The 11,554-nt window shown below is 32.1% G+C and carries 15 protein-coding genes and 1 pseudogene; 4 read left to right on the top strand and 12 right to left on the bottom strand.

All coding sequences use genetic code 11. The features are described 5' to 3' along the window. Positions 1–2 precede the first annotated feature (2 nt). Together ACRBBL_RS02385 and ACRBBL_RS02380 are read right to left on the bottom strand one after the other, a co-directional pair. A complete protein-coding gene (locus tag ACRBBL_RS02385) occupies positions 3–863 on the bottom strand; it encodes an alpha/beta fold hydrolase (protein ID WP_431367438.1) in 861 nt (286 codons plus the stop codon). A gap of 50 nt (positions 864–913) precedes the next feature. Beyond that, on the bottom strand, positions 914–1,456 hold the full coding sequence (locus ACRBBL_RS02380; RefSeq protein WP_431367437.1) for a hypothetical protein: 543 nt from the start codon (positions 1,454–1,456) through the stop codon (positions 914–916). A 233-nt stretch (positions 1,457–1,689) separates the two neighbouring features. Between ACRBBL_RS02380 and ACRBBL_RS02375 the strand changes: the two genes are divergently transcribed. The 3 genes from ACRBBL_RS02375 to hemL are packed head-to-tail and all read left to right on the top strand — an operon-like array spanning position 1,690 to position 4,761. After that, a complete protein-coding gene (locus ACRBBL_RS02375; RefSeq protein WP_431367436.1) occupies positions 1,690–2,601 on the top strand; it encodes a 1-aminocyclopropane-1-carboxylate deaminase/D-cysteine desulfhydrase in 912 nt (303 codons plus the stop codon). Between the two features lie 4 nt (positions 2,602–2,605). Further along, a complete protein-coding gene (locus ACRBBL_RS02370; RefSeq protein ID WP_431367435.1) occupies positions 2,606–3,451 on the top strand; it encodes a glucosaminidase domain-containing protein in 846 nt (281 codons plus the stop codon). 26 nt (positions 3,452–3,477) lie between these two features. Continuing rightward, on the top strand, positions 3,478–4,761 hold the full coding sequence (gene hemL / locus ACRBBL_RS02365; protein ID WP_431367434.1) for a glutamate-1-semialdehyde 2,1-aminomutase: 1,284 nt from the start codon (positions 3,478–3,480) through the stop codon (positions 4,759–4,761). A gap of 342 nt (positions 4,762–5,103) precedes the next feature. Here the strand turns inward: hemL and ACRBBL_RS02360 are convergent, their stop codons facing one another. Then, positions 5,104–5,439, bottom strand: coding sequence for a hypothetical protein (locus ACRBBL_RS02360; RefSeq protein ID WP_431367433.1), 336 nt, complete (start codon positions 5,437–5,439; stop codon positions 5,104–5,106). Between the two features lie 98 nt (positions 5,440–5,537). After that, positions 5,538–5,990, bottom strand: coding sequence for a hypothetical protein (locus ACRBBL_RS02355; RefSeq protein ID WP_431367432.1), 453 nt, complete (start codon positions 5,988–5,990; stop codon positions 5,538–5,540). Between the two features lie 446 nt (positions 5,991–6,436). Here ACRBBL_RS02355 and ACRBBL_RS02350 point away from each other — a divergent pair, with 446 nt between their 5' ends. Beyond that, positions 6,437–7,093, top strand: coding sequence for an ATP-binding cassette domain-containing protein (locus ACRBBL_RS02350; RefSeq protein WP_431367431.1), 657 nt, complete (start codon positions 6,437–6,439; stop codon positions 7,091–7,093). On the opposite strand, the gene ACRBBL_RS02345 is transcribed toward ACRBBL_RS02350, so the two are convergent. The 8 genes and pseudogenes from ACRBBL_RS02345 to ACRBBL_RS02310 form a co-directional block, all read right to left on the bottom strand. Beyond that, the gene (locus tag ACRBBL_RS02345; protein ID WP_431367430.1) at positions 7,094–7,696 is read right to left on the bottom strand and encodes a hypothetical protein; all 603 of its coding nucleotides are present in this window, start codon (positions 7,694–7,696) and stop codon (positions 7,094–7,096) included. Between the two features lie 44 nt (positions 7,697–7,740). Then, positions 7,741–8,040, bottom strand: a complete 300-nt coding sequence (locus ACRBBL_RS02340; RefSeq protein ID WP_431367429.1) for a hypothetical protein — start codon at positions 8,038–8,040, stop codon at positions 7,741–7,743. Between the two features lie 55 nt (positions 8,041–8,095). Further along, positions 8,096–8,503, bottom strand: a complete 408-nt coding sequence (locus tag ACRBBL_RS02335) for a hypothetical protein (protein ID WP_431367428.1) — start codon at positions 8,501–8,503, stop codon at positions 8,096–8,098. Positions 8,504–8,704: 201 nt separating this feature from the next. Further along, a complete protein-coding gene (locus ACRBBL_RS02330; RefSeq protein ID WP_431367427.1) occupies positions 8,705–9,193 on the bottom strand; it encodes an SMI1/KNR4 family protein in 489 nt (162 codons plus the stop codon). Positions 9,194–9,385: 192 nt separating this feature from the next. Continuing rightward, positions 9,386–9,925 (bottom strand): hypothetical protein, encoded by a 540-nt coding sequence (locus tag ACRBBL_RS02325; RefSeq protein ID WP_431367426.1) that lies wholly within the window; start codon positions 9,923–9,925, stop codon positions 9,386–9,388. Between the two features lie 205 nt (positions 9,926–10,130). Next, positions 10,131–10,694 (bottom strand): REP-associated tyrosine transposase, encoded by a 564-nt coding sequence (locus ACRBBL_RS02320; protein ID WP_431367425.1) that lies wholly within the window; start codon positions 10,692–10,694, stop codon positions 10,131–10,133. A 100-nt stretch (positions 10,695–10,794) separates the two neighbouring features. Continuing rightward, a complete protein-coding gene (locus ACRBBL_RS02315; RefSeq protein ID WP_431367424.1) occupies positions 10,795–11,136 on the bottom strand; it encodes a YrhB domain-containing protein in 342 nt (113 codons plus the stop codon). A 95-nt stretch (positions 11,137–11,231) separates the two neighbouring features. Beyond that, positions 11,232–11,554: pseudogene (locus tag ACRBBL_RS02310) on the bottom strand (transposase); the annotation flags it as partial.

Below are 11,554 nucleotides of genomic sequence, written 5' to 3'. Positions count from 1 at the left end.
TTTTACTTTTCTTCTTGAATTTGAGAAATAAGTTTTACTATATGTGGAATTATAAGTTCTGGATTTTTCCAAGCGATTTCGTGTCCTTTTTGTGGAATGGAAATGATTTCTATATGTTGAAAATTCTCTTTGCTAAAGTGGATGTTTTTATAAGGAACAATATCATCTATATCTCCATGAAAATGTAGTACAGGAATCTCAAGGTTTTTCCAATCTTTTTCTAATAATGCAAGTTCTTTTGCGTGTACAACCTTTTCATCACCAGCAACGCGATATCCAGTAGGAACCAGCCATCTTGTTAATTTCCACTGTGTGAATCGAGATGCCCAAATATCTTTTTCATTCCTAGGATCTATTGCTGGAGAAATCATAACAACCGCTTTTACATTGTTGTTTAAAAAACCAACTCTTGCCGCTAACGGACCACCATAAGAAGAACCTATGACAATGACATTCGTTAACTTTTTTTCATTGATAAGTGCGCTCATGAGTTGAGCTTCTAGGTCAATGGAAGTCATTTCATCTCCAAAGTTTGAATATCCATAACCAGGTCTATCTATGGCATGCATATTTGTATTTGCTCTCAGTGTTGTATCTACTAAATAACCATCCCAAGCAGATAATGAACTAGGTGAACCATGCAAGAAAACGAGATTGATATCTTTTCCATTAGTTATAATTGATTGTGTTCGAATCCGTAAATCAAGACTGTCTACTTTGAAATAGGAAATCTCACTTTCAATTTTTAAATCGTTAAACTTTTGTTGAATTTCAGTATCGGATTTGCGCCATTGTAACACAGTGCATGAAGAACTGCTCAAACAAAAAAGAACTAAGCTAGTGAGTAAAAAATAGTTTTTCATGATGTTGTCTTAACAGTTTGTGTAGTATTGGTTACGTTGTTATTTGTAGTTTATTTATTAATAATTTTTCCAATATCTTTTTGTAAAGACCTTTCCGTGCTTATAATCTCTGATATCAACATTTTTACAAACTCCTTTTTATCTTCTCCGGTTTCTCTATAATTTGAAAAAATAAAATCTATTAATTTTTCTGCTTTCATTCGTAAAAGCTCCTTTTGTTCTTCAATATCCACCAAAGTAGAAGTTTTTTCATAATCCATTAATTCAATTTTAGAATTAGAAATAGCTTTCCATGAGTTAATCCTTATTTTTGGGATATAAATTCCTTCAGACTTCTTCAGTATCATTTCCAATGAAACTTGATTGTCTTTTAAGTAAAAATCAAAAGAGTCAATCAATACCTTTTGTTTAAGTAAGTAATCAACGATATCATTATTAGTTTCGGTTAATTCTTTATGAATAGATATTGATATTCGATCAATGTAATTTTTGTCTTTTCTATCTTCGTTCCAATTGTTGATATACAATGCAATTAAAATACCTATTATGATTGGAACTATCTCTTTGAAAAACGCTTTGATGATTTTTTTCATTTTAAGGGATATTTTTAGCTTGTTGCTAATATATAACAGGAACTCCCATTATTTCTAGGTTAATCAAATCTATTTTTAGTATAGAATTTTAGTCATTGATTAAAACTAAAAGAATCTTTATACATATCAAAAGAATGAGTGTTTTTTTATTATTAGATCGAATTTTACATTAGTTGATATTTCAATGTCAGAATCTAAAGGAATCCGATTTTTAAGCTATTTTTGACGTTTCTATGCAGTTTCAAATTGAAAATATACCAATACAAGAAGTCAAACTAGATTTTGCTAAAGATGTTCGCTTATTTGTAAAGCGTGAAGATTTGATTCATCCGTTTGTTTCAGGGAATAAATTTAGGAAACTCACCTACAATCTAGCGGAAGCCAACAAAGAAAAACAAGACACTTTATTGACCTTTGGAGGCGCGTATTCCAATCATATTGCAGCAGTTGCGGCTGCTGGAAAATTACACGGATTCAAAACTATAGGAATCATCAGAGGAGAAGAATTGGTTCGTAAAGTTGATAGTAATCCGACCTTGTGTTTTGCGGTTGAAAATGGCATGCAACTCAAATTTGTTACTCGTGAGAACTATCGTAAAAAAACATCAGAAGAATTTCTAACACAATTAACGGAGGAGTTTGGACGTTTCTATACTGTGCCCGAAGGCGGAACAAACGATTTAGCCGTTAAAGGTTGCGCAGAAATTATCACGGAAAATGAGAAAGATTTTGATACTATTTGTTGTGCAGTTGGGACTGGAGGAACCATTTCGGGAATTTGTAACGGCGCATATTCGCATCAACAAATACTAGGTTTTCCAGCGTTGAAAGGTGATTTTTTACAGAAAGAAATCTCACAGTATACAAGCAAAGAGAATTGGCAGTTGATGAATGATTATCACTTTGGTGGATACGGGAAAGTTTCAGAGGAATTGGTAACGTTTATCAATCAATTTAAACAACAAACAGGAATTCCGCTCGATCCAATTTACACAGGGAAAATGCTCTTCGGAATCATAGATTTAATCAAAAATGGGCATTTTGCAAAACAAAACCGTATTTTAGCAATTCATACTGGCGGATTGCAGGGAATTGAAGGAATGAACCAGAAACTACAAAGAAAAGGACAAAAAACGATCATATAAACAGATGAAGAAACAACTTATTTATACACTTTTAGGTTTATTGATATTATCGAGTTGCGGAACACAAAAACGTGTTTCAAAAACTAAAAAGAGAACGAAGAAAACGACACGAGTTGTTAAAACGAATCCTACAAAGGAAGAACCTGTGGAAGTTGTAAAAACGACTCCAGATATTAAGGTGGAAGTTCCGAAAGCAACTGCAACAAAAAGTATTACAGAAGTTTATATAGATACCTACAGAGATGTAGCAAAACGCGAAATGGAATTGCACGGAATTCCTGCAAGTATTACCCTTGCACAAGGAATTTTAGAATCGGGTTCGGGAAAAGGAAAATTAACTGCACGTTCTAACAATCACTTCGGAATTAAATGTCATAAAGGTTGGAAAGGACAACGTGTGTATCATGATGATGATGAGGATCAAGAATGTTTCCGAAAGTATGCAAATCCGGCGTATTCATTTACAGATCATTCCTTGTTTTTAACTGGAAGGTCGCGCTATGCAGGATTATTCAAACTCCCAAAAGACGATTATAAAGGATGGGCAAAAGGTTTGAAAAAAGCTGGCTATGCTACCGATCGTAAGTATCCTAAAAAACTTATCGCATTAATTGAACGTTACGAATTGTATAAATACGATGCTGAGGTTCTAGGAAAAAAACCAGAAGATGCAAAAAAAGTAACTACACATAACGATCGTTATACGGTTTCTAAAGGTGATACTTTGTACAGTATTGCTAAAAAACACAAAATAACGGTTGCAAAATTAAAATCTTTAAACGGACTTGAAAGCAATGAAATTTTTGTGGGACAAGTACTGTTTGTAAAACCACTTCCAAAAGATTTTTAGTCAAATAAAAAACATAAAATATAGACATGGAATATAAACGTAGCAGCGCGCTATTTGCAGAAGCACAAAAAGTGATTCCTGGTGGCGTAAATTCACCTGTTCGTGCGTTCAAAGCCGTTGGCGGAACACCAATTTTTGCAAAAGAAGCAAAAGGCGCTTACATTATTGATGAAGACGATACTCAATATATAGAATACATTAATTCTTGGGGACCTATGATTTTAGGTCATGCGTACAAACCAGTAATTGATGCGGTAGTTGAGAAAGCTAAAAAAGGAACTTCCTTTGGAATGCCAACTGAGATTGAAACGAAAATTGCAGAGTTGGCAGTTTCTATGGTGCCAAATATTGATATGATTCGTTTTGTAAATAGTGGAACAGAAGCATGTATGAGCGCGGTTCGTTTGGCAAGAGGATTTACAGGAAAAAACAAAATAATCAAATTTGCAGGTTGTTATCACGGACATAGTGATGCATTTTTGATTCAGGCAGGTAGTGGTGCAGTGACTTTTGGAAGTCCAAACAGTCCTGGCGTAACACCTGGAACTGCAAAAGATACCTTATTGGCACGTTTCAATGATTTAGAAAATGTAAAAGAAATTATTTCGCAAAATGCAGATGAAATAGCGTGTATCATTCTAGAACCTGTTGCAGGAAACATGGGATGTATTCCACCTGTAGAAGGGTTTTTAGAAGGTTTACGTGCTGTTTGTGACGCACATGGTATATTGTTGGTCTTTGATGAAGTAATGACAGGATTCAGACTTGCAAAAGGTGGCGTACAAGAATTACTAGGTGTCAATGCAGATATTGTATGTTTTGGAAAAGTAATTGGCGGCGGGTTGCCTGTGGGAGCATTTGCTTCACGTAAAGAAATAATGAGTCACTTAGCACCTTTGGGACCTGTATACCAAGCAGGAACTTTAAGTGGGAATCCATTGGCAATGGCTGCAGGATTGGCCATGTTGGAAGAATTGAATAAAGGCGATGTCTTTACAAGTCTACAAGAAAAAACGGCATACTTATATAAAGGAATCGAAAAAGTATTGACGGAAGCTGGCGTTACACATCAAATTAACACAATTGGTTCTATGATTTCTGTGCATTTCTGTGAGGAAGCGGTAACTGATTTTGAGTCTTCTGCAAAAGGAAACAATGATTCGTTCAAGAAATTTTTCCACGGATTGTTAGATAGAGGAATTTATATTGCACCATCGGCTTTTGAAACTTGGTTTTTATCGGATGCGTTGTCGTATGAAGATTTAGACAAAACGATTCAAGCAATTAAAGAAGTTGCGGAAGAGTTGTAGGTTTTGTTAGATGCGGTCTGGCTTTTAGACTGCTGGCGCTTTTAGATTGTTAGACGAGCTTCACTTTTAGATCGCTTCGCTCTTAGTACTTTGGTAAGTAAACTTTAGTATGAAACTTCATTAACAAATTTTTAAATTGACACATTAACAAGTCAATTTAAATTCACTTTGCTGTTAGATTACTATGATTTTAGCATGTTTTTAGTGATTGATTATGGTAGTTAAATAGACTTTTCCAATTAAAATTATTCGAAGTGACGTTTGGAAAAAGAAAAATATAAGACATAAAAAAACTCGGCAATTTGCCGAGTTTTTTTATTTTATATAAAAGTTGAAGGTTCTTTATTGTGCGCCTCGTCCTTTTGCTAATTTTTGCTTACGCTCTTTATCTTTTACAAAACGAGCTTTAAATTTTTGTTGTTGCTCAGGTTGTAATAAACTGCTAATGTCTTTTCTTGCTTTGTCTAATGCAGCAGCATTTTCCACACGATTGTTCTTTTCGTACGCTAAATAAATAGCATAAACTTGCTTTACTTGTACATCAGAAAGCTCTACAGCTTTTGCCAATTCTAGGGTTTTGTTTTTCGCTTTTAACTCAGGAGTTTCCTGCGCTGTAGCTGTTTGAATTCCTAGGAATAGTACACATACAAACGTGAATAGTGTAATATATTTTTTCATAACTTGTTGGTTGGTGTTAGCTAAATAATACTTCAATAATACTAAAATTGTGTGCAAATAGCAAAAAAGAGAAGCCTTTTAACTTCTCTTTTTTTTGTTTACCTCTCTTTGTTTTTGCGCTTTCCTTTCATTTTTTTCTTTCCTTTGCCTTTGCGAGCTTGCATTTTCTCCCATCGTTTGTACTGTTCATCAGTGAGAATCTCTTTCATCTTCTTTTTGTAGGCAATTTTGGCATCTAAGCGCTCATTCATCATTTGGTAACGTTGCTCTTTTGTTGGTTTTTCACCTTTTTCTTTCATTGCTTTATACGCTTCCATTTTAGCTTTACGCTTTGTAGCAATCGTTGTATTTAAAGCTAAAATTTGTGATTGTTGTCTGTCGGATAAATCTAAAGCTAGCGTGAGTTTCTTTGTTTGTAAATTTGCATGTTGTTCTGGAGTAAGATCCTTAAGCATTTCTCTTTTATCTTTTTTGCCTTTTCGATCTGATCCTTCTTGTGCAGCTATGTTTAGGGTGAATAATATAGCCAATGCATAAATGATGTTTTTCATGTGTTCTGTTCTTTATAATAGTTGCTTCTAAGACTTATGCAATTACTAAAGGTTTAATGAGATTTCTATTTTAGGAATTGTTTAACAGTCTTTGTGTCAAGCTTAACGATTCTTTTTAAAGGAAATTCTTTTCTTTGAGAACCATCAATAGTAAAATATGAGAACCATTACGTACGTCTTTTTTTATGCGAGAGAATTACTGATTCTATCAGTGCTTCTTACCATTATATATATTGTGTGTTATGTATTCGGACTTTCTGTTTTGCCTTTAATTATCGCAGCAAAATTAATTTTACCTCTTGTATTTTTCATCACTAAAAAAATGAACGATCATAGTACGTTGTATTTTTTATATAACCTCGGAATGCGCAATCGTACGATTTTATGTTTGCTGTTTTTTTTCACTACTGTAGATTTGATACTGCTTCAATTTATACTTCCATAATATGCTTGAAGTAGACAATATAGAAAAATATTTTGGCGATGTTCAGTTGTTATATGGCGTATACCTAAAAGCGGAAGCAGGAGCAGTTACAGGAATTTTAGGAAGCAACGGTTGTGGAAAAAGTACATTGTTGAAGATTATTTTCGGTTCTATAAAATCAAAATACAAACTGATAAAGGTTGATGGGAAAGCAATTCTTAAAAAACTATATACAACAGGAATTGTAAAGTATCTCCCGCAGCACAATTTCATTCCCGATTTTATGTCCATTCGCAAGGCATTGCAATTATATAAAGTTTCAGAAGAAGATTTTCAATCGTTTTTTGTGGAAGATGATTTTGACATGTTACAAAAATTTGGGCATCTTTCGGGCGGACAACGTCGTATTGTAGAAGTTTTTCTTAGCTTGAAAACACCTTCAAGAATTATTTTGCTAGACGAACCTTTTTCGCATATTTCACCTGTGCAAGTAGAAGCAATCAAAGAGCTTATTCAAACAGAAAAACAAGATAAAATCATTGTCATTACCGATCATTTATATCGTGAAATCACCGAAGTTTCAGATGCACTATATTTAATCAAAAACGGAAGTTCAAAGCGAATTGAACAACTTCATGAACTGGAAGATTATAAATATATTTCGCAAGGAAGTTTATAGTTAGTTGCGTTTCAATTCTTTGATGTACGGTCTGTTTTCGGCAATACTATTTGTGAAAAAAAGCGCAAGTAATATGTAAATAATTGCAATTATCACAATCCCAATAGTTCCGATGCCAGAAATAGTGTATATAAAATTACCATATATCTCGCCGTAATATTCTTGTATAGAAACGAGATCTGCTTTTTCACCTATGTAAACAACATCTACCAAATAGGTAATGAGACGAATAAAAAGCACAGTAATTAGTAGTATATGAACCCAGATAGATTTTAATATTCCGACTCTTTTGACAGTAAGTTGTAGCGCGGGAATGTGTTCCTTGATTGCGTTAAAAATTTCGTTTATTTTTTCTGAATCATCAATAAATAGTGTCTTTTTAGTTTGCTTTTGATGAATTTCAAGTCGCTTTTTATAGCAGAAAACTTTTTCAATCGTTGCAAAATGAATTCCGTTTGGTTTCTCCCAAACTTGGTTCGTGTTTATTTTTTCAACTTGATTCGTTAAAATGTCACCTTTTTTAGTGTCAATATAGATTGTTTCCTCTTGAATAAGAACTAAAGTATTATGAGTTGATTTTGGAAACGTCCAAAGTTGTAGCATATAATTATTGTTTTTAATGGCGTGAAGGTTGTTTTTGTGAACCATTATCCAAAACTAATATATTGATAATCGGAGTAATTTATGTTTTTTAATTTCTTTAGAATGAAATCAGCTCTTTCTTTTTCCCAAGCTCCATGAATGAACGGAAGTAATCTTTCCCATTCTTTTATGATATTTTGAATTTCGTCTGCTTCCAAATCATGTGGATATTTCCAATTCAATAAATTTTCACATTGTTGTTTTTCAAACAATGGCAACCAATACTCATGAAAGAGTTTGTGTGTTGAAATAGGAATTTCTTCCACTTCGTTTTTTAGATTTTTTGTAAGTATGCTATATGACATGATTTGGTTTTCTTTCGCTAGTGCAAGCATCTTGCTTATGCTAGTTTAGAACGAATTATTGTGTTTTTTTTGGATCAAGATAGACCCGTATTTTTGGATTGTAATGCTCAGCTACATATTTTGTGATTCCTTTTATATTTTTCTCCGTAAGTTCAGGATTCCACAATATTTTCTCCTTATCTTTTATCAATACTTCATTTAATATTGAGGCATATTTGTATATATTTTTCCATTCACTATCTAGTACTTGACTCTCTATAATAAAGAAATTTGAATTTTCATCTTCATCTAAAAGATCTAGTTGAATATTTCTCATCCACCCAATAATATGTAAAAAAGGGAAAGCATAATTTCTAACGCTCATCTTCTCAGTGACTTTTTTAAAATGCTTTTCAGGCATTTTAAAATCATCTTTAACATAATTAATTAATTCGTCTAATATTTCTTTTATAATTGTTTTCATAGTTTTTATGTTCTTGACAATATTGTAAAGAATTCACAATCATATATTTTTGTCGCAATCTAGTAAAAATAGCTACCCAACCAACAGTAGTTATAGTGATGAAGTAAGCAGTGTTAGCCTCGGTTTCTTTGTATTTTGAAGACATTGTAGGATGCTTTAGTTTTACTAAGTGCACGGACTACAAGTTCGCGCTATCGAGTTCTAACCATACATTTCTCTGTAATATTCTATTGAATGCTCTACAACATCATTAATAAATTCACTAAAACGGCTTCGCTCTTCTAGTTTGCTAAGCTCATGTTTTCCTATTTCATAAAATTCTACTTTCCATACTTCAGGATCTTCTATATTTTCATCTAAATAGAAAAAGAAAAATGCTTGCGAACCTTGTGTAAATACCCAATAAGGTCTAGTTTCATTAAAGTTGAATAGGTCTAAATATTTTTCTTTAAAATATGATTGGAACTCTTTATCAGCAAAGTCTTCTATGGAAGATGTTCCTTCAAGTAATGTTAAATATCCTGAGTATTGTCCTGCTAAGAATAAAAACTCTTTATATGCAATTGGAAATTTAATATTGAGTTGTTCTTCATACTTAATAATTTGTTCTTCTGATATACCTTTAATAATTTTCGATGAATATTTTACTTTTGGAGTTTCTTTTAATTTTTTTAAATAGTGTATGTTCATTTTTTTTGTTCAATAACTGATATTTTTCTCTAAGACTGTCTGATAAAATACTTAGCCAATACTCTACTGCAAAGCTTACAAAATATAATCCTTTTGAGATGTGAAATTTATAATTTTGACTCATGTTTTATTACTTCATTAGCATTGCTATATGATTTAATCGTGCGGTAGCGGGGGCTATCGGGTTCTAATTTAATAAATAAGATAATCTTCTTTTATTTTTATAAAAACATGATTTTTAGTGACTTCCAATTTTTCTATTGGTGATTCCGATACAGAATATACACTTGTTTCAGGTGATTCAATTTTTTCAAATGTTTTACCTTTTATAGCTTGTTCAACCCAATTGAAAACTGATATTTGAGGTTGTTTGAACTTTATTTTCAAACTTAATAACCCTAAGTCGAAATTTCCAACTTCCTCAAAGTCTAAAGGTTCAATATCTTGTAATTTACGTTTGTTAGTGTTAAACAAAAGTTCGTCATTTTTTTCATCTTTTTTAGCCTGTAGCACTTGAATTGTACTGTACTCATAAGGATATCGGTCTCTGAAAATCCATATCATAACACTTACAAACTCCTTTAAAGAGCATTCTAAAAGATAATCGGTAAATTGATATTTATAAGGGAAATTAAGTTCTAAATATTTAGGGTCTTTAAGCTCTCCAATATCCAATGCATCTCTATACGGTGTAATGTAATATAACCATTCTGTTAATTTTTTATCTATCATTTTATTTGTATATATTATATTCAACTTTGTTTTTTATTTGGGTAAGCCAAAATTTTTCTTCTAAATCTTCAATGTATTTAGGTAATTTATTTGCTCTGATGAAATGTGTATTCGCGTTTTCTTTAAAAAAATCATCAACCCACTTTTTTCTTGCTGTAATAACATCCCCCAGTTGCCGCACGATTGTATCGTGTGGTATTTTATTTTAACCTAAATTCTGAAATACTACGATATTTTCTAACAATCCTTGTTCGTCAGTATAATCAATAGCACTGCTATAGACGTAGTCTTCAGATTTATAAACTAAACCAGCTTTTACAGGATTGTTGTGTATATAACTTATTTTCTCTTGAATTACTTTGTTACTCCATAACTCAATAGGTTTATTATCATGCCTCCAAAATTGGTATTGATTAACATTAGATGACCTTGAAGCTGCTTCTTTAAACTTGTCTACTAAAAATTCTCTTCTACTTTCTTTAGGATTATTTTGAATAGCTTTTACAATAGTTTTACTTGTGAATCGTTTCAAATCTCCCAATACTAATTGTGGTTCTCTGTTTCCTAAACTTCTAAAAATTAAATGAACATGATTTGTCATAATACACCATGCGACAATCTCCATTCCTTTTTCTTTTTGACAATAACTTAAGCTATCTACTACTATATTTTTATATTCATTTCTTGTAAAAACATCTAACCAATAAACTACTGCAAAGCTTACAAAATATAATCCTTCTGGGTTGTGAAATTTATAATTTCGACTCATCTTTCATTATTTCTTTAGCATTACCACACGATACAATCGTGCGGTAGCGGGGTAATCTTTGGCTATTTTTAGTATTTCTTTATCTGTTAGCATAGTTTTATTATTTGTGACTAAACTCTTCTGTATCTGGATACCAATAACGATCCAAACTTGGAGTTAATGTATTATTCTCATAAAAATCTAAATACTTTTCTAAAGGATACGCTGTTCCAAACTGAACCACTCTACCCGATTCTTTTTCGACCAAAAAAGGAGCTGTACCTATTAAATGATCTTTTATATCTTGTGTTTCAAAATATTTTTTTCCATCAAAAGCATAAATGTTTCCATACGCTTTTTTTTCGATATACTCTGGAAAAAGCATATACTCAGTATCATATTCTCTACTAAGAAAATCAATATATTTCTCTCCAATAGTTCTCATCTCTTTGTCTGTTAGCATAATTTGTATTTTATTATTCAATTTTTAAATACTGCTATCTTTCTTTTGAAAATTCTCCCCAGTTGCCGCACGATTGTATCGTGTGGTATTTTATTTTAACCTAAATTCTGAAATACTACGATATTTTCTAACAATCCTTGTTCGTCAGTATAATCAATAGCACTGCTATACACGTAGTCTTCAGATTTATAAACCAAACCAGCTTCTACAGGGTTGTTGTGTATGTATTCTATTTTTTGTTGAATTACTTTGTTACTCCATAACTCAATAGGTTTATTGTCATGCCTCCAAAATTGGTATTGACTAACATTAGATGATTCTGAAGCTGCTTCTTTAAACTTGTCTACTAAAAATTCTCTTCTACTTTCTTTAGGATTATTTTGAATAGCTTTTACTATAGTTTTACTTGTGAATCGTT

The sequence above is a fragment of the Kordia sp. genome (assembly GCF_050633145.1).
Taxonomy (GTDB): Bacteria; Bacteroidota; Bacteroidia; order Flavobacteriales; family Flavobacteriaceae; genus Kordia.
This window is presented reverse-complemented; position numbering and strand designations above follow the sequence as displayed.

Excerpts from the sequence above, each read along its gene's own strand:
- ACRBBL_RS02385 (WP_431367438.1), bottom strand. The coding sequence starts at position 863 with ATGAAAAACTATTTTTTACTCACTAGCTTAGTTCTTTTTTGTTTGAGC.
- ACRBBL_RS02380 (WP_431367437.1), bottom strand. The coding sequence starts at position 1,456 with ATGAAAAAAATCATCAAAGCGTTTTTCAAAGAGATAGTTCCAATCATA.
- ACRBBL_RS02375 (WP_431367436.1), top strand. The coding sequence starts at position 1,690 with ATGCAGTTTCAAATTGAAAATATACCAATACAAGAAGTCAAACTAGAT.
- ACRBBL_RS02370 (WP_431367435.1), top strand. The coding sequence starts at position 2,606 with ATGAAGAAACAACTTATTTATACACTTTTAGGTTTATTGATATTATCG.
- hemL (WP_431367434.1), top strand. The coding sequence starts at position 3,478 with ATGGAATATAAACGTAGCAGCGCGCTATTTGCAGAAGCACAAAAAGTG.
- ACRBBL_RS02360 (WP_431367433.1), bottom strand. The coding sequence starts at position 5,439 with ATGAAAAAATATATTACACTATTCACGTTTGTATGTGTACTATTCCTA.
- ACRBBL_RS02355 (WP_431367432.1), bottom strand. The coding sequence starts at position 5,990 with ATGAAAAACATCATTTATGCATTGGCTATATTATTCACCCTAAACATA.
- ACRBBL_RS02350 (WP_431367431.1), top strand. The coding sequence starts at position 6,437 with ATGCTTGAAGTAGACAATATAGAAAAATATTTTGGCGATGTTCAGTTG.
- ACRBBL_RS02345 (WP_431367430.1), bottom strand. The coding sequence starts at position 7,696 with ATGCTACAACTTTGGACGTTTCCAAAATCAACTCATAATACTTTAGTT.
- ACRBBL_RS02340 (WP_431367429.1), bottom strand. The coding sequence starts at position 8,040 with ATGTCATATAGCATACTTACAAAAAATCTAAAAAACGAAGTGGAAGAA.
- ACRBBL_RS02335 (WP_431367428.1), bottom strand. The coding sequence starts at position 8,503 with ATGAAAACAATTATAAAAGAAATATTAGACGAATTAATTAATTATGTT.
- ACRBBL_RS02330 (WP_431367427.1), bottom strand. The coding sequence starts at position 9,193 with ATGAACATACACTATTTAAAAAAATTAAAAGAAACTCCAAAAGTAAAA.
- ACRBBL_RS02325 (WP_431367426.1), bottom strand. The coding sequence starts at position 9,925 with ATGATAGATAAAAAATTAACAGAATGGTTATATTACATTACACCGTAT.
- ACRBBL_RS02320 (WP_431367425.1), bottom strand. The coding sequence starts at position 10,694 with ATGAGTCGAAATTATAAATTTCACAACCCAGAAGGATTATATTTTGTA.
- ACRBBL_RS02315 (WP_431367424.1), bottom strand. The coding sequence starts at position 11,136 with ATGCTAACAGACAAAGAGATGAGAACTATTGGAGAGAAATATATTGAT.